General features: G+C 56.6%; 17 protein-coding genes and 1 tRNA gene. 14 read left to right on the forward strand and 4 right to left on the reverse strand.

All coding sequences use genetic code 11. The features are described from left to right. Positions 1-6 precede the first annotated feature (6 nt). From ABLU50_RS11230 to ABLU50_RS11265, 8 genes are all read left to right on the forward strand, one after another. Positions 7-708, forward strand: coding sequence for a YggS family pyridoxal phosphate-dependent enzyme (locus tag ABLU50_RS11230; protein WP_004205181.1), 702 nt, complete (start codon positions 7-9; stop codon positions 706-708). A gap of 20 nt (positions 709-728) precedes the next feature. After that, entirely contained in the window at positions 729-1295 is a 567-nt protein-coding gene (locus ABLU50_RS11235; protein WP_004205182.1) for a YggT family protein, read from the forward strand. Next, positions 1292-1582 (forward strand): DUF167 family protein YggU, encoded by a 291-nt coding sequence (gene yggU / locus ABLU50_RS11240; RefSeq protein ID WP_023319134.1) that lies wholly within the window; start codon positions 1292-1294, stop codon positions 1580-1582. Before ABLU50_RS11235 ends, yggU begins: the two co-directional genes overlap by 4 nt. A gap of 12 nt (positions 1583-1594) precedes the next feature. Next, complete coding sequence (locus tag ABLU50_RS11245) at positions 1595-2188, forward strand: XTP/dITP diphosphatase (protein WP_004205185.1); 594 nt, start codon at positions 1595-1597, stop codon at positions 2186-2188. Next, the gene (gene hemW / locus ABLU50_RS11250; RefSeq protein WP_032456619.1) at positions 2181-3317 is read left to right on the forward strand and encodes a radical SAM family heme chaperone HemW; all 1137 of its coding nucleotides are present in this window, start codon (positions 2181-2183) and stop codon (positions 3315-3317) included. The genes ABLU50_RS11245 and hemW overlap by 8 nt, the downstream gene beginning before the upstream one ends. A gap of 304 nt (positions 3318-3621) precedes the next feature. Beyond that, the gene (locus ABLU50_RS11255; protein WP_004205187.1) at positions 3622-4608 is read left to right on the forward strand and encodes a TRAP transporter substrate-binding protein; all 987 of its coding nucleotides are present in this window, start codon (positions 3622-3624) and stop codon (positions 4606-4608) included. A gap of 46 nt (positions 4609-4654) precedes the next feature. After that, positions 4655-5164 (forward strand): TRAP transporter small permease, encoded by a 510-nt coding sequence (locus ABLU50_RS11260; RefSeq protein ID WP_064150879.1) that lies wholly within the window; start codon positions 4655-4657, stop codon positions 5162-5164. Next, positions 5157-6458 carry a TRAP transporter large permease subunit gene (locus tag ABLU50_RS11265; RefSeq protein ID WP_087832707.1) on the forward strand — a complete coding sequence of 434 codons (1302 nt, stop codon included), beginning with the start codon at positions 5157-5159 and terminating at the stop codon, positions 6456-6458. The genes ABLU50_RS11260 and ABLU50_RS11265 overlap by 8 nt, the downstream gene beginning before the upstream one ends. 47 nt (positions 6459-6505) lie before the next feature. On the opposite strand, the gene ABLU50_RS11270 is transcribed toward ABLU50_RS11265, so the two are convergent. The 3 genes from ABLU50_RS11270 to trmB are packed head-to-tail and all read right to left on the reverse strand — an operon-like array spanning position 6506 to position 8321. Further along, positions 6506-7225, reverse strand: a complete 720-nt coding sequence (locus ABLU50_RS11270) for a DUF2884 domain-containing protein (RefSeq protein ID WP_004205190.1) — start codon at positions 7223-7225, stop codon at positions 6506-6508. Positions 7226-7275: 50 nt separating this feature from the next. Further along, positions 7276-7602, reverse strand: a complete 327-nt coding sequence (locus ABLU50_RS11275; RefSeq protein ID WP_002916620.1) for a YggL family protein — start codon at positions 7600-7602, stop codon at positions 7276-7278. After that, entirely contained in the window at positions 7602-8321 is a 720-nt protein-coding gene (gene trmB, locus ABLU50_RS11280) for a tRNA (guanosine(46)-N7)-methyltransferase TrmB (RefSeq protein WP_004205192.1), read from the reverse strand. The genes ABLU50_RS11275 and trmB overlap by 1 nt, the downstream gene beginning before the upstream one ends. A gap of 136 nt (positions 8322-8457) precedes the next feature. Here trmB and mutY point away from each other — a divergent pair, with 136 nt between their 5' ends. The 4 genes from mutY to ABLU50_RS11300 all read left to right on the forward strand — a co-directional run bounded on the left by mutY (position 8458) and on the right by ABLU50_RS11300 (position 12394). After that, positions 8458-9516, forward strand: a complete 1059-nt coding sequence (gene mutY / locus ABLU50_RS11285; protein ID WP_017899765.1) for an A/G-specific adenine glycosylase — start codon at positions 8458-8460, stop codon at positions 9514-9516. Positions 9517-9543: 27 nt separating this feature from the next. Further along, positions 9544-9819: an oxidative damage protection protein gene (locus tag ABLU50_RS11290; RefSeq protein WP_004105744.1), complete on the forward strand. Its 276-nt coding sequence runs from the start codon at positions 9544-9546 to the stop codon at positions 9817-9819. Positions 9820-9867: 48 nt separating this feature from the next. Beyond that, a complete protein-coding gene (gene mltC, locus ABLU50_RS11295; protein ID WP_002916629.1) occupies positions 9868-10950 on the forward strand; it encodes a membrane-bound lytic murein transglycosylase MltC in 1083 nt (360 codons plus the stop codon). A 190-nt stretch (positions 10951-11140) separates the two neighbouring features. After that, positions 11141-12394 (forward strand): nucleoside permease, encoded by a 1254-nt coding sequence (locus ABLU50_RS11300; protein ID WP_023319141.1) that lies wholly within the window; start codon positions 11141-11143, stop codon positions 12392-12394. 42 nt (positions 12395-12436) lie between these two features. On the opposite strand, the gene ABLU50_RS11305 is transcribed toward ABLU50_RS11300, so the two are convergent. After that, positions 12437-14575 (reverse strand): ornithine decarboxylase, encoded by a 2139-nt coding sequence (locus ABLU50_RS11305; RefSeq protein ID WP_004900586.1) that lies wholly within the window; start codon positions 14573-14575, stop codon positions 12437-12439. A gap of 419 nt (positions 14576-14994) precedes the next feature. On the opposite strand from ABLU50_RS11305, the gene ABLU50_RS11310 reads away from it, so the two are divergent. Then, positions 14995-15708, forward strand: coding sequence for a DUF554 domain-containing protein (locus ABLU50_RS11310; protein ID WP_004205197.1), 714 nt, complete (start codon positions 14995-14997; stop codon positions 15706-15708). A 105-nt stretch (positions 15709-15813) separates the two neighbouring features. Then, positions 15814-15889, forward strand: a tRNA-Phe gene (locus tag ABLU50_RS11315). Positions 15890-15963: the final 74 nt, after the last annotated feature.

The raw sequence follows: 15963 nt of genomic DNA on the forward strand, positions 1-15963 counted from the left end.
CGGAATATGAACGATATTGCGCATAACCTGGCACAGGTCCGGGACAAAATCTCCGGTGCCGCCGCCCGTTGCGGGCGTGCGCCAGAAGAAGTGACATTGCTTGCAGTGAGTAAAACGAAACCTGCGAGCGCGATCGAAGAAGCCATCGCGGCAGGCCAGCGGGCATTTGGTGAAAACTACGTCCAGGAGGGCGTGGAGAAGATTAACCATTTCCAGCAGGCAGGCGTCAGCGGACTGCAGTGGCACTTTATTGGTCCCTTGCAGTCCAACAAAAGCCGGCTGGTGGCCGAACATTTTGACTGGTGCCACACCGTCGATCGGTTGAAAATCGCCACCCGCCTGAACGAGCAGCGCCCGGCGCATTTGCCGCCGCTGAAGGTGCTGATTCAAATCAACATCAGCGATGAGCAGAGTAAATCCGGCATCCCGCTGGAAGCGCTCGATGCCTTAGCCGCGGAGATCGCTGAGTTACCTCATCTGGAGCTGCGCGGCCTGATGGCGATCCCCGCGCCTGAGTCAGAATATGTAAGGCAGTTTGCCGTCGCCCAGCAAATGGCGGTAGCATTTGCGCGGTTAAAAACGCGGTACCCCACGGTCGATACGTTGTCTCTGGGAATGTCGGACGATATGGAAGCCGCTATCGCGGCGGGAAGCACGATGGTGCGCATCGGCACGGCCATTTTTGGTGCGCGCGACTACAGCAAATAATAAGGAATCTGAGGAACGCCATGAAGACGTTGACTTTCCTGCTTTCAACGGTCATTGAGCTTTACACAATGGTCGTGTTGTTACGCGTCTGGATGCAGTGGGCGCGCTGCGACTTTTACAACCCGTTTTCGCAGTTTGTGGTAAAGGCCACGCAGCCGATTGTCGGGCCGCTGCGCCGGATCATCCCGGCAATGGGGCCGATTGACAGCGCCTCGCTGCTGGTGGCATTCATCCTCTGCGTCATCAAAGCGATCGTCCTGTTTATGGTGATCACCTTCCAGCCGATCATCTGGATCTCCGCCCTGCTTATTCTGCTGAAAACCATCGGCTCGCTGATCTTCTGGGTGCTGCTGCTGATGGCGATCATGAGCTGGGTCAGCCAGGGACGCAGCCCGGTGGAGTATGTGCTGATGCAGCTGGCGGACCCGCTGCTGCGTCCAATCCGCAACCTGCTGCCGTCGATGGGCGGTATCGATTTCTCGCCCATGGTGCTGGTGCTGCTGCTGTACGTGATCAATATGGGGGTCGCCGAGGTGCTGCAGGCTACCGGTAACGTACTGCTGCCGGGGCTGTGGATGGCGCTATGAGTGCCGTTGAACGCTGCGCTGACGGGCTGGTGCTGAGGCTGTATATTCAGCCGAAGGCCAGCCGCGACAGCATCGTGGGCGTACATGGCGACGAGCTCAAAGTCGCCATTACCGCCCCGCCCGTTGATGGCCAGGCCAATGCCCATCTGGTGAAATTTCTCGCCAAACAGTTCCGCGTCGCCAAAAGCCAGGTACTGATTGAAAAAGGCGAGCTGGGCCGCCATAAGCAAGTTAAAATCATCGCCCCACAACAGATCCCGACTGCGGTCGCGGCGCTAACTGAATAAACAGGATTCATCATGCAAAAAGTCGTCCTCGCTACCGGCAACGCCGGTAAAGTGCGCGAACTGGCCTCGCTGCTGGAAGATTTTGGTCTCGATATCGTCGCTCAGACCGAGCTCGGCGTCGAGTCTGCGGAAGAGACCGGTCTGACCTTCATTGAAAACGCGATTCTGAAAGCGCGTCATGCGGCGCAGATCACCGGCCTGCCGGCTATCGCCGACGATTCCGGTCTGGCCGTCGATGCCCTTGGCGGCGCGCCGGGCATCTACTCCGCCCGCTATGCCGGCGTCGACGCCAGCGACCAGCAGAATCTTGAGAAACTGCTCGACGCCCTGCAGGACGTGCCGGACGACCAGCGCCAGGCGCAGTTCCACTGCGTACTGGTCTATCTACGCCATGCCGAGGATCCCACGCCGCTGGTGTGCCACGGCAGCTGGCCTGGGGTGATCGCCCGGGAAGCCGCAGGTCATGGCGGCTTCGGCTACGACCCGATTTTCTTCGTCCCGTCAGAGGGAAAAACCGCGGCCGAACTGAGCCGTGAAGAAAAGAGCGCCATTTCCCATCGCGGGCAGGCGCTTAAACTGTTACTGGATGCATTACGTAATGGCTAATTTGCCACCGCTGAGTCTCTATATTCATATTCCCTGGTGCGTGCAGAAATGCCCGTACTGCGACTTTAATTCGCATGCACTGAAAGGCGAGGTGCCGCACGATGACTACGTCCAGCATCTGCTGAACGATCTGCGGGCCGATGCGCAGTATGCCCAGGGACGGGAAATAGGCACCATTTTTATCGGCGGCGGTACGCCGAGCCTGCTGTCAGGCCCGGCCATGCAAACCCTGCTCGATGGCGTCCGCGCCTGCCTGCCGCTGGCCGCCGGGGCGGAAATCACCATGGAAGCCAACCCGGGCACCGTGGAGGCCGATCGCTTCGTTGATTACCAGCGCGCCGGGGTGAATCGCATCTCTATCGGCGTACAAAGCTTTAGCGAACCAAAGCTGCAGCGGCTGGGGCGGATCCACGGCCCGGAAGAGGCCAAACGCGCGGCACGCCTCGCCAGCGGTCTGGGCCTGCGCAGTTTCAATCTCGACCTGATGCACGGTTTGCCGGACCAGTCGCTGGAGGAGGCGCTGGACGACCTGCGTCAGGCCATTGCTCTCAACCCGCCGCATCTCTCGTGGTACCAGCTGACCATTGAGCCGAACACCTTGTTCGGTTCCCGGCCGCCGGTGCTGCCGGATGACGACGCGCTATGGGATATTTTTGAGCAGGGACATCAGCTGCTGAGCGCCGCCGGCTACCAGCAGTACGAGACTTCCGCTTACGCCAAACCGGGCTATCAGTGTCAGCACAATCTCAACTACTGGCGCTTTGGCGACTATCTCGGCATCGGCTGCGGCGCGCACGGCAAGATAACCTTCCCGGACGGGCGCATCCTGCGTACCGCCAAAACCCGCCACCCGCGCGGCTATATGGAAGGCCGCTACCTCGAACGCCAGCATGATGTGGAAGAGGCGGATAAACCGTTTGAGTTCTTTATGAACCGTTTTCGCCTGCTGGAGGCCGCGCCGCGCGCGGAATTCCGCCGTTATACCGGTCTTGATGAAGCGGCGATCCGTCCGCAGCTGGACGCGGCGATAGCCCACGGCTATCTGCAGGAAGACGAGCAGAACTGGCAGATTACCGAGCATGGAAAGCTGTTTTTAAATTCTCTTCTCGAACTATTCCTCAGCGAATAAATATCGTTATCCCATTCCCGGCAGCAATATGGCGGGAATGGGAATCACTCGATTCCTCCGCCATATATACCTCATTACATCCGTTCCATTGTTATTAAATATTCCACTCTCAAATTAATTTGCATTAATTAATACAAACCAAATATCAATCCTTCAATAAGATCGGTTATTTCATTACCTCATTGCCAGAAAGTGTGAGTCAGGCAGCTTAAAGATGTACGACAACAAAGATAATATGTCATACAGAAATAAAGCATGATGCCTAAGATATTGACCCATTACCCCAAGTGCATGGAGCCAACTCATGAAAAAATATCCTTTTTCTCGTTCTCTGGTAGGTATAGCTTTACTGGCCCTACTCTCTGCAGGTGCCGTCGCTGCTGAAAAAATAACATTAAAACTGGCGCATAACCTTGAGCGCAGCCATGTGGTGCATCAGGCGTTTGAGGAGATGTCCAAAGAGGTAAACCAGCTTTCTGACGGTAAGATGAAGATTCGCATTTACCCCAGTAGTCAGATGGGCAGCGCGCGCGAGACCATGGAGTTATTACAAAATGGCGCGCTGGATATGACCAAAGGTTCAGCCAGCGATCTGGAATCTTTCGATAATATTTACGCCATATATAATTTACCATTCTTGTTTAACGACCAGAATCACTTCAATAACGTGGTCTTCGGCGAGGTGGGCAAAGAAATAATGAACTCGACGAAAGAGAAAGGATTTTTTGCCCTTTCCGCTTATGTCGCCGGGACGCGAAGTTTTTATGCAAAAAAGCCCATCACCAGGCCGGAAGATTTAAAAGGACTGAAGATCCGCGTTCAGGCCAGTCCGACAACGTTAAAAATGGTCGAATTAATGGGCGGTTCCCCAACCCCCATCTCCTTTGGTGAAGTTTATACCGCCATGCAGCAGGGGGTGGTGGACGGCGCGGAGAATAACGTTCCCTCCTGGGTGCAGACGCGCCATATCGAAATCGCGAAAGTATTCTCTGAAGATGAGCATGCCTCCATCCCTGATTTCCTCGTTATCTCCAGTAAAACCTGGGACAAGCTGACGCCGGATCAGCAACAAATCCTGATCAAAGCGGCGAAAGCGTCAGAGGTTTATCAGCAACAGCTGTGGCGGAAAATCGACGCCGATACCCGCGCGCAGGCCAAAGCCATGGGGGGCGAAATTATCAAAGTGGATAAAGCGCCGTTCCGCGCCGCCGTGCAGCCGCTATTCGATGACTTTAAAAAAGATCCTGTACAGGCCGCCCTGCTGGCCAAATTTGAAGCTGCCGCGGAATAACCATTAACGGGCCAGCCGCTGGCCCGTCTTCACCAGGAAATCAACGATGATACTTAACCGCATCAAGCTGGCGGTGGACCGCACCATCGCCGCCTTCTCTGTCGCTGTTATGATTGCGCTGGTTGTCTGCGTCGTCTGGCAGGTATTCAGCCGCTACGTGCTTAACCAGCCAAGCACCCTGACCGATGAGCTGGCGCGCTTCTTAATGATCTGGGTCGGGCTACTGGGCGCGGCCTACACCGTCGGCGCCCAGCGTCACCTGGCGATTGATTTACTCACCATGACGCTCTCTCCCCGCAGGCAGGCGCTGTTCAGCGTCATTATTAACCTGCTGATCCTGCTGTTTGCCGGCGCAGTGATTGTGACCGGCGGCGTAAAACTGATTGCAAAAACGCTGTCGACCGCCCAGGTCTCAGCCGCGATGCAGATCCCCATGGGCTACGTGTATCTGATCCTGCCGCTCACCGGCATCATGATGATGTTTTACGCATTGTGTTTTATCAGTAACGGCCTGAAAACCATGAAACATGCAGAAGAAGGAGCAACTCATGGATAGCGCTATTGCACTGACGCTATTTGGCGTTTTCTTTATTCTGGTTTTTATCGGCGTTCCCATCTCCTTCGCCATCGGTATCGCTACCGTTGGCTCGATGCTGCTGATGTTTCCCTGGGATATCGCGGTGATAACCGTGTCTCAACGCCTGGCGAACGGGCTTGATAACTTCGCGCTGCTGGCCATCCCCTTTTTTATCTTTGCCGGAACCCTGATGAACAGCGGCGGGATTGCAATACGCTTAATCAATCTGGCGCAGGTGATGGTTGGGCGAGTGCCCGGATCGCTGGGGCACGTTAACGTGCTGGCCAATATGATGTTCGGCTCGATTTCCGGTTCAGCCGTCGCGGCCGCCGCGGCGGTAGGCGGGACGCTGAATCCCATTCAGAGGCAAAAAGGCTACGATCCGACCTTTTCCACAGCGGTAAACGTCTCATCCTGCATCACGGGTCTGCTTATTCCGCCGTCAAACGTGCTGATCGTCTTTTCCCTGACAGCCGGCGGCGTCTCGGTCGCCTCGCTGTTTATGGCCGGTTATCTGCCGGGCATTCTGATGGGTCTGTCCATCATGCTGGTCTGCGGTTGCATCGCTAAACGCCGCGGCTATCCGGTTTCCGAACAGCCGACCTGTGCCCAGGCGGCAAAGGCTTTTTCCGACGCCCTACCCAGCCTGCTGCTGGTCATTATTGTGATGGGCGGGATCCTCGGCGGTATTTTCACCGCCACTGAGGCGTCCGCCATCGCCGTGGTCTACACCTTTATTCTCTCGGTGCTGATCTATCGTGAAGTCAAATGGCGCGATCTGCCGCAGCTGATTCTGGAGTCGGTGGTGACGACATCTATCGTTCTGCTGCTGATTGGCTTTTCGGTCGGCATGTCGTGGGCGATGACCAATGCCGATATTCCCTACATGATAAGCGATGCGCTAATGGGGGTGTCGGAAAACCCGGTGGTGATCCTGCTGCTGATTAACATTGTGCTGCTAATCGTCGGCATTTTTATGGATATGACCCCAGCGGTGCTGATTTTCACGCCGATATTTCTGCCCATTGCTGAGGATTTGGGCATGAACCCGGTTCATTTCGGCATCATGATGGTCGCTAACCTGTGCATCGGCCTGCTGACCCCGCCGGTTGGCAGCGCGCTGTTCGTCGGCTGCTCCATTTCAGGGGTGAAAATTCAGCAGCTCATCAAACCGTTGCTGCCGTTCTACGCCGCCCTGCTGATCGCGCTGATGATGATTGTTTATATCCCGCCGATCTCGCTGTTTATTCCACAGCTGCTGGGGCTGATGTGATCGCCTGAGCGTCGTCGCTACCTGCGGGCGCAGGTAGCGAAATCAAGCTATTTTAACGAGCCAACCAGCGCTTTGCGGCTGTCCTCAAGGGAGACCACCCGGCTGCAGACGTCTTTACCAAACTGCTGGAAATCGGCCTCCTGGTTTTTCCACTCATCCTGGATAGCGGTTTGCAGACCGCCGAGGCTGCCGAGAATGCCCTGCAGCGGGTTGCCGCCGCCTTTGAGCACCGCTTTCGCCCCCATCTCGTTAATGCTGTCCTGCAAAATGCCGCCCATCGCCTGATTTACCAGCTGCTGGCCGTCGGCGCGCACCTGGTCGATGGCTTTATAGTGGAAGGTCAGGCCATCGCTGCGGCGCTCAATGATGCGGTTCATCTGTTCTTTCAGCTGCGCGTCCAGCTTGGTCAGACGACCGTGCATACTGCTATTGGCGCCGACCTGTTCGGTAATGATTTTATCCAGCGCCTTGCGGCCTTTTTCGACTCGCGAACGCGCGCCTTCGTCAATCCACGGCAGGCTGCTACGCAGACTGGCCTGGTAATCCTGCGCCTGTTCGCGCTGGGCGGCGCTGAGCGCATAAGCCTTGCCGTTAAAGGTCAGGTTGCCGTCCGGTTTGATCACCAGATTGCCGTTTTCCCCTTTCACCTGTACCTGCTGAGGGGTGAGGATCACATCGTCACGCGGCGTGACGCTACACTGGTAGTCCGCATGGGCAGACAAAGCGGTGACGGAGAGCGCCACCGCCAGCAGCGTTTTACGCATCATAAAACTCCCTTAAGACAAAACGGGCCGGCAGTTGCCGACCCTTGTCAAACTTAGTCCCACCAGACGTCAAAAAGTTCGCTGGTGCGCACATCCTCTAACTTACGCGCTTCCAGCCATTTGCGCACGATGGCCTGATGCTCTTCGGTGCATTTACCGATCTCCTGCATGCAGATCAGCCCCTCCCAGGAGAGATAGCCGCTGCCGTCAAAGGCCAGCTTGTTCGGCTCAATCACCTCTTCGATCAGATCGTTGACCGTCTGGTCGATCTGCTCTTCACTGGTCCCTTCCGGGAAACGCCAGGCGACAGAGAAGCCTAACTCCTGAAACTCGTCGATATGCATTTTTTTACGCAGACGACGGCTACGATTCTTGGCCATTATTTCACCCTCTCGAACATTAAGTCCCATACGCCGTGGCCGAGACGATGGCCACGCTGTTCAAATTTGGTTACCGGGCGCGATTCCGGGCGCGGTACGTAATCGTTGCTTGCCGACTGGTTACGATACCCTTCCAGCGAGGACATCACTTCCAGCATATGGACGGCATAGGCTTCCCAGTCGGTCGCCATATGGAAGACGCCGCCGAGCTTCAGTTTACTTTTCACCAGCTCGGCGAAAGGCGGCTGTACGATACGACGTTTATTATGGCGCGCTTTATGCCACGGGTCAGGGAAAAACAGCTGCACCATATTCAGCGAGTTATCCGGAATCATAGTGTGCAGCACTTCCACCGCATCGTGACACATCACGCGCAGGTTTTGCACACCTTCTTCTTCGGCCGAGGCCAGACAGGCGCCGACGCCCGGGGAGTGCACTTCGATGCCGAGGAAATTCTGTTCCGGTTTGGCTTTTGCCATCGCCACCAGCGAGGCGCCCATCCCGAAGCCAATTTCGAGGGTGACCGGCGCTTCGCGGCCAAACAGGGCGGCGAAATCGAGCGGCGCATCGTTGAATTCAACGCCCATCACCGGCCAAATGTTATCCAGCGCATGCTGCTGCCCTTTCGTCAGGCGGCCCTGGCGACGGACGAAGCTACGAATACGGCGCAGCGGGCGACCGTTTTCATCGAATTCCGGAGAAATGACGTCGTTTTTCATAAAAGTTTGGTCTGCTTGTGAATGTGTTCGGAAAACGGGCATTATCCAAAGTTACCCGGCGGATGCAAGGGTTTACAGCCACTCGCCCTTATGCTGCAATCTGCCCCCCTGTAATCGCGATCCCGGAGCCGTAGCTTTGACTTTTCTCGCCACGCAATTTTCAGCCCAGGTCCTGGACTGGTACGACAAATACGGGCGTAAAACCCTGCCCTGGCAAATCGCCAAGACGCCCTACAAAGTATGGCTCTCCGAAGTGATGTTGCAACAAACCCAGGTGACCACGGTTATCCCCTATTTTGAACGCTTTATGGCGCGTTTCCCTACGGTGGTCGATCTCGCCAACGCGCCGCTGGATGAAGTGCTGCATCTGTGGACCGGACTGGGTTATTACGCGCGGGCGCGCAACTTACACAAAGCGGCGCAGCAGGTGGCGACGCAGCACGGCGGCGAATTCCCGCAGACTTTTGACGAAGTGGCGGCGCTTCCCGGCGTCGGGCGCTCAACGGCGGGGGCCATTTTATCGCTTTCGCTCGGTCAGCATTATCCGATTCTCGACGGCAACGTGAAGCGCGTGCTCGCCCGCTGCTATGCTGTCAGCGGCTGGCCGGGGAAAAAAGAGGTGGAAAAACGGCTGTGGGAGATCAGCGAAGCGGTCACGCCGGCGAAGGGCGTGGAGCGTTTTAACCAAGCGATGATGGATCTCGGGGCGATGGTTTGCACCCGCTCGAAGCCGAAGTGCGAACTGTGCCCGCTGAGCAACGGCTGCGTGGCCTACGCCAATCATTCATGGGCAGAATATCCGGGCAAAAAACCGAAGCAGACCATTCCGGAACGCACCGGCTATTTTCTGCTGATGCAACACGGTGACGAGGTGTTTCTCGCCCAACGTCCGCCGGTGGGTCTGTGGGGCGGATTGTTCTGTTTTCCGCAGTTTGCCGACGAAGCGGGCCTGCGCGAGTGGCTGGCACAGCGCCAGATTAAGGCCGATAATCTGACGCAGCTCACCGCTTTTCGCCACACTTTCAGCCATTTCCACCTGGATATTGTGCCGATGTGGCTTACAGTGCACTCATCTGGCGCATGCATGGATGAAGGCAACGCACTCTGGTATAACTTAGCGCAGCCGCCGTCGGTCGGTCTGGCGGCCCCCGTGGAGCGCTTGTTGCAACAGTTAAAAGCCGGAACGCCGGTATAAATTTTCGGCTATCAAAGAGGATTGATTATGAGCAGAACCATTTTTTGTACCTTCCTGCAGCGTGAAGCGGACGGCCAGGATTTTCAGCTGTATCCGGGCGAACTCGGGAAGCGCATTTACAACGAAATCTCCAAAGAAGCCTGGGCGCAGTGGCAGCACAAGCAGACCATGCTGATCAACGAGAAAAAGCTCAGCATGATGAACCCGGAGCACCGCAAGCTGCTGGAGCAGGAAATGGTGCAGTTCCTGTTTGAAGGGAAAGATGTGCACATCGAAGGCTATACGCCGCCGGAAAAACAGTAAGGGCTCTGCGGCCTTTTAAAAACAAACACAACACGCACGCCCGGAATGATGAAAAAATACTTAGCGCTCGCGCTGATTGCGCCGTTGCTCGTTTCGTGTTCCAGCTCCAATAAAAAAGGCGCCGAATACAACGAGGCCTGGGTCAAGGATACCAACGGTTTTGATATCCTGATGGGCCAGTTTGCCCACAACATCGAGAACATTTGGGGGTACAACGAAGTCCTGCTCGCCGGGCCGAAGGACTACGTCAAATACACCGACCAGTATCAAACCCGCAGCCACATCAACTTCGATGAAGGGACGATCACCGTCGAGACCATCGCCGGCACCGATCCGCGCGGACGACTGCGCCAGGCGATCGTCAAAACCCTGCTGATGGGCGATGACCCCAACTCCATCGACCTCTATTCCGATGTCGATGACATTCAGATCTCCAAAGAGCCGTTCCTCTATGGCCAGGTGGTGGATAACACCGGGGCATCGATTCGTTGGGAGTGGCGCGCCGCGCGCTTTGCCGACTATCTGCTGCAAACCCGCCTGAAGAGCCGCAACAACGGCCTGCGCGTGGTCTACAGCATCACCATCAACCTGGTGCCGAACCACCTCGACAAACGTGCGCATAAATACCTCGGCATGGTGCGTCAGGCCTCGCGTAAGTATGGGGTTGATGAGTCGCTGATCCTCGCGATTATGCAGACCGAATCCTCCTTTAACCCTTATGCGGTCAGCCATGCCGACGCCATGGGGCTAATGCAGGTAGTCCAGCACAGCGCCGGCAGAGACGTCTTCCGTTCCCAGGGTAAATCGGGCCTGCCAAGCCGCAGCTATCTGTTCGACCCGGCGAATAACATTGACACCGGTACTGCCTACCTGGCGATGCTGAACAATGTCTACCTTGCTGGCATCGATAACCCCACCTCGCGTCGCTACGCGGTGATCACCGCCTATAACGGCGGCGCCGGCAGCGTGCTGCGGGTCTTCTCCAGCGATAAAGTCCAGGCGGCCAATATCATCAACAGCATGGCGCCAGGTGACGTCTACCAGACGCTGACCACCCGTCATCCGTCGGCGGAATCGCGCCGCTATCTGTATAAAGTTAACACGGCGCAGAAAAGCTACCGCCGTAAATAACCCCCTCCTGACACCGGCCTCAGCCACGCGCTGAGGCCGCTTTTTTTCTGCGCCATACTGTGGAATATCTTTCGGTTTTCTGCGGCAGTTAACAGAAGCCTTCAGCTGGTGAATGATAGAATCGCATCAAAATAACGGGATTAATGTTATTTTAAAAACATAACAAGCCCACATTCGTGAGGATAACTACATGAATCTTAAGCTGCAGCTCAAAATACTGTCGTTCCTGCAGTTCTGCCTTTGGGGGAGCTGGCTCACCACGCTTGGCTCATACATGTTTGTCACGCTGAAGTTTGATGGCGCGGCTATCGGCGCAGTATATAGCTCGCTCGGTATCGCCGCGGTGTTGATGCCGACGCTGCTCGGCATCGTCGCCGATAAGTGGATCAGCGCCAAATGGGTGTATGCCGCTTGCCACCTGGTGGGCGCGCTGACGCTGTATCTGGCGGCGCAGGTCACCACGCCGGGCGAGATGTTCCTTGTGATCCTCCTCAACTCGCTGGCCTATATGCCGACGCTGGGGCTGATTAACACCATCTCTTACTACCGCCTGCAGTCGGCGGGGCTGGATATCGTCACCGATTTCCCGCCGATCCGGATCTGGGGCACCATCGGCTTTATCTTCGCCATGTGGGGCGTAAGCTTCTCCGGCTTCGAACTGAGTCATATGCAGCTGTACATTGGCGCGACGCTGTCGGTCCTGCTGACGCTGTTCACCCTGACGCTGCCGACGATCCCGGTGGCTAACGCCCAGCGTAATCAAAGCTGGACGGAGATGCTGGGGCTTAACGCTTTTGCGCTGTTTAAAAACAAGCGCATGGCAATCTTCTTTATCTTCTCGATGATGCTAGGCGCCGAGCTGCAAATCACCAACATGTTCGGTAATACCTTCCTGCACAGCTTCGATAAAGATCCGCTGTTTGCCGGCAGCTTTATCGTCGAACACGCCTCGGTGCTGATGTCGATATCGCAGATCTCCGAGACGCTGTTTATCCTGACCATTCCGTTCTTCCTCAGCCGCTACGGCATTAAGAACGTGATGCTTATCAGTATCGTGGCGTGGATGCTGCGCTTCGGCCTGTTCGCCTTCGGCGATCCGACACCGTTCGGCACCGTGCTGCTGGTGCTGTCGATGATCGTCTACGGCTGCGCTTTCGACTTCTTCAACATCTCTGGTTCAGTGTTCGTGGAGAAAGAGGTGCGTCCGGAAATCCGCGCCAGCGCCCAGGGCATGTTCCTGATGATGACCAACGGCTTCGGCTGTATTCTCGGTGGCATGGTGAGCGGCAAAGTGGTGGAGCACTTTACCGTCGAAGGGATCACTAACTGGCAGAGCGTGTGGCTGATTTTCGCCGGCTATTCGCTGGTGCTGGCTTTTGCCTTCGTGGCGCTGTTCAAATACAAACACGTCAGACAACCGACCGCCGCGCAGCAGAGCGCGTGATCGTCAAAAGCAAAACGCCCCGCCGGTTCAGCGGGGCATTTTTTATCCCTTCAGCACGTAGCCATACAGCCGCTTAATGCCGTCCGGATCCGTCTCGCTATATACCCCCTGCAGCTCCGGCGAGAAGCCCGGCAGCATATTAACCCCCTCCTCCAGCGCGAGGAAATAGCGTAGTACAGCGCCCCCCCAGACCTCACCGGGCACCACGCATAATACCCCCGGCGGATACGGCAGCGCCCCTTCCGCCGCGACGCGGCCCTCCGCCTCGCTCAGACGCACCAGCTCCACGTCGCCGCGGATAAATTCGCGGTTGGCATCCTGGGGATTCATCACCACCCGCGGGAAGCTCCGTTTACGGAACATCTCTTTTTGCAGGCTCTTCACGTCAAAGCTGACGTACAGATCGTGCATCTCCTGGCACAGTTCGCGCAGGGTATAGTCGCGATAACGCACCGGGTATTTGTTATAGATGGTCGGCAACACATCGGCCAGCGGCGTATCCGCTTCAATATGCTGTTCAAACTGCCCCAGCATCGCCACCAGCTGCGCCATTTTTTCGGCGCTTTCCGCCGGCGTCAGCAGGAACAGAATCGAGTTGAGATCGCACTTCTCCGGCACGATGCCGTTTTCCCGCAGGTAATGCGCCAGAATGGTCGCCGGGATGCCGAACTCACTGTACTCCCCGCTCTCCGCGTCGATGCCCGGGGTGGTCAACAACAGCTTGCACGGGTCGACAAAATACTGGTCGTCGGCATAGCCCTCGAAGCCATGCCAGCGCGCGCCCGGTTCGAAGCTGAAGAAACGGCGCTCCCGGGCGATCGCCTCAGTCGGGTGATCCTGCCACGGGCGCCCCGCCACTATCGGCGGAATAAAAGGCTGGATCATCTTGCAATTGGCGATGATCGCTTTGCGCGCCTCGATGCCCAGCGCCACGCATTCGGCCCACAGGCGGCGGCCGCTCTCGCCTTCGTGGATTTTGGCGTTGACGTCCAGTGCGGCGAACAGCGGATAAAACGGGCTGGTAGAGGCATGCAGCATAAAGGCGTTATTCAGCCGCTTGTGCGGACAGAAGCGCGCCTGGCCGCGCAGATGGTTATCCTTTTTATGGATCTGCGACGTCTGCGAGAAACCGGCCTGCTGCTTGTGAACGGACTGGGTGACAAAAATGCCCGGATCGTCCGGGGTCAGCTCCAGCAGCAGCGGCGAACAGTCGGCCATCATCGGGATAAACTGCTCATAGCCCACCCACGCCGAGTCGAACAGGATGTAATCGCAGAGGTGGCCGATTTTATCGACCACCTGGCGGGCGTTATAGACCGTGCCGTCATAGGTTCCGAGCTGGATCACCGCCAGACGAAACGGGCGAGAGGCCGTGGCTTTCTCTGGCGCCGCTTCACGGATGAGATCCCGCAGGTAGCGCTCATCAAAGCAGCGCTCGTCAATGCCGCCGATAAAGCCGAACGGATTGCGCGCGGCTTCAAGATAGACAGGCGTCGCTCCCGCCTGAATCAGCGCCCCGTGATGGTTTGACTTGTGGTTGTTGCGATCGAACAGCACCAGATCGCCGCGGGTCAATAGCGCGTTGGTCACGACTTTGTTGGCCGCCGAGGTGCCGTTAAGGACGAAGTAGGTTTTATCCGCATTAAAGACCTTCGCGGCGAACTTCTGCGCGTGCTTGGCCGACCCTTCGTGGATCAGCAGATCGCCTAATTTTACGTCGGCGTTACACATATCGGCGCGAAAGACGTTTTCGCCAAAAAAGTCATAGAACTGGCGGCCTGCGGGATGCTTTTTGAAAAAGGCCCCGTGCTGGTGTCCCGGACAGGCAAAGGTGCTGTTATCCATTTCGACGTACTGGGTCAGCGTATTGAAAAACGGCGGCAGCAGACGCGCTTCATAATCGCAGGCCGCCGCTTCCAGCTCCAGCCACTCCTGATCTTTACCGGCGATCACCGCCTGTACCCCCTCCGGCTTATCGACCGCCGTCTCGCTCAGCAGGTAGACCGGCAGGTTAAATCCGCTACGCCTGAGGAGGGCGAGGATGCCGCTGCGACTGTCCGCCGCGGTGATGACGACTGCCGCCACATCGGTAAAATCGGTACTGTCCAGCGCCACAACGCGACGGTGGGTGGACAAGCGGGTGACCAGCTCGCAGCTGGCGGCAATGTGCATGGATTTCATAAGCGCAAATGCCCGTATCGGGAGTGTAAAAATCTCAGGCAAGGGAAACCTTGCCCAACGATGTGTCCGGGTCTGACGGATTCAGCTCCGACCGCCGGACATCAGTAAAAGCAGACGCGTCCGATCTTACTGTTGCCCTACAGTGAGCATACGTGTCCTTCACCGCATGGTGAACAGAGGGGTAAGCGTAGCAAGATGAGGCAGCCCACGCATCTGTGCGCGGCGTCGCTGGCGAGGTAATGGCAGTGTCGTCATCGGCGGCCTCATATCAGGGAGGAGAAAATTCGCGCAATCATGGCACCTTTCCCCGACAGGCGCAAGATGAAAACCGTATGCACTTATATCACGGATACACAAGCTTTCACGGCGGGTTAACGTCATAATCATTCGGTTATCAGGGATATTTAACAGGAGTCAGCGTGGTTACAGGACCTTTTATTAATGCCAGCGCGGTGCTGGTCGGCGGCGTGTTAGGCGCCTTACTCAGCCAGCGGTTGCCGGAACGGATCCGCACATCCATGACCTCAATTTTTGGTCTGGCGTCATTAGGCATCGGCATTTTACTGGTGATCAAATGCGCCAATTTGCCGGTGATGGTGCTGTCGACCCTGGTGGGAACGCTGCTCGGCGAAATTTGTAATATGGAAAAAGGGATTAATACGCTGGTCAGTCAACTCCAGCAGTTGCTGACGCCGAAGGGTAAGAAAAAAGCCTCGGCTCATGACTCCTATATTCAGAGCTATGTGGCGATTATCGTCCTGTTCTGCGCCAGCGGCACCGGCGTCTTCGGCGCCATGCGCGAAGGGATGACCGGCGATGCCAGCATTCTGATTGCCAAAGCGTTTCTCGATTTTTTCACCGCCACCATTTTCGCTTGTACCCTGGGCATTGCCGTCGCCGCCATCAGCGTACCTATGCTACTTATCCAGCTGACTCTCGCGGCCTGCGCGGCGATCATTATGCCGCTCACCACGCCGATGATGCTGGCGGATTTCAGCGCCGTCGGCGGTATGCTGCTGGTGGCCACCGGGCTGCGCATCTGCGGAATAAAAATGTTTGCCGTGGTGAATATGCTGCCTGCGCTGGTGCTGGCGATGCCAATCTCAGCGGCCTGGACGCTGTTTTTTGCCTGAAGACGCGTGCTTTTAGCGCAATGTGGTGATAGATTGTTCAGTCTGCTGCAAAACAGATAAATTTCGTTGACGAGGCGCGGCGATTACGGTTTAATGCGCCCCGTTGCCCGGATAGCTCAGTCGGTAGAGCAGGGGATTGAAAATCCCCGTGTCCTTGGTTCGATTCCGAGTCCGGGCACCACTATTTAAAGAACCCGCCTACAAGGCGGGTTTTTGCTTTTCTGTAGCCGGACTCTTCATCGAACTCCGTTCGAT

Origin of the sequence: Klebsiella sp. GG_Kp173, assembly GCF_040062415.1 — a bacterium.
GTDB lineage: Bacteria > Pseudomonadota > Gammaproteobacteria > Enterobacterales > Enterobacteriaceae > Klebsiella > Klebsiella quasipneumoniae.

Bases quoted from the DNA above. Each gene is read 5' to 3' on its own strand.
- ABLU50_RS11230 (WP_004205181.1), top strand. From the start codon at position 7: ATGAACGATATTGCGCATAACCTGGCACAGGTCCGGGACAAAATCTCC.
- ABLU50_RS11235 (WP_004205182.1), top strand. From the start codon at position 729: ATGAAGACGTTGACTTTCCTGCTTTCAACGGTCATTGAGCTTTACACA.
- yggU (WP_023319134.1), top strand. From the start codon at position 1,292: ATGAGTGCCGTTGAACGCTGCGCTGACGGGCTGGTGCTGAGGCTGTAT.
- ABLU50_RS11245 (WP_004205185.1), top strand. From the start codon at position 1,595: ATGCAAAAAGTCGTCCTCGCTACCGGCAACGCCGGTAAAGTGCGCGAA.
- hemW (WP_032456619.1), top strand. From the start codon at position 2,181: ATGGCTAATTTGCCACCGCTGAGTCTCTATATTCATATTCCCTGGTGC.
- ABLU50_RS11255 (WP_004205187.1), top strand. From the start codon at position 3,622: ATGAAAAAATATCCTTTTTCTCGTTCTCTGGTAGGTATAGCTTTACTG.
- ABLU50_RS11260 (WP_064150879.1), top strand. From the start codon at position 4,655: ATGATACTTAACCGCATCAAGCTGGCGGTGGACCGCACCATCGCCGCC.
- ABLU50_RS11265 (WP_087832707.1), top strand. From the start codon at position 5,157: ATGGATAGCGCTATTGCACTGACGCTATTTGGCGTTTTCTTTATTCTG.
- ABLU50_RS11270 (WP_004205190.1), bottom strand. From the start codon at position 7,225: ATGATGCGTAAAACGCTGCTGGCGGTGGCGCTCTCCGTCACCGCTTTG.
- ABLU50_RS11275 (WP_002916620.1), bottom strand. From the start codon at position 7,602: ATGGCCAAGAATCGTAGCCGTCGTCTGCGTAAAAAAATGCATATCGAC.
- trmB (WP_004205192.1), bottom strand. From the start codon at position 8,321: ATGAAAAACGACGTCATTTCTCCGGAATTCGATGAAAACGGTCGCCCG.
- ABLU50_RS11290 (WP_004105744.1), top strand. From the start codon at position 9,544: ATGAGCAGAACCATTTTTTGTACCTTCCTGCAGCGTGAAGCGGACGGC.
- mltC (WP_002916629.1), top strand. From the start codon at position 9,868: ATGAAAAAATACTTAGCGCTCGCGCTGATTGCGCCGTTGCTCGTTTCG.
- ABLU50_RS11300 (WP_023319141.1), top strand. From the start codon at position 11,141: ATGAATCTTAAGCTGCAGCTCAAAATACTGTCGTTCCTGCAGTTCTGC.
- ABLU50_RS11305 (WP_004900586.1), bottom strand. From the start codon at position 14,575: ATGAAATCCATGCACATTGCCGCCAGCTGCGAGCTGGTCACCCGCTTG.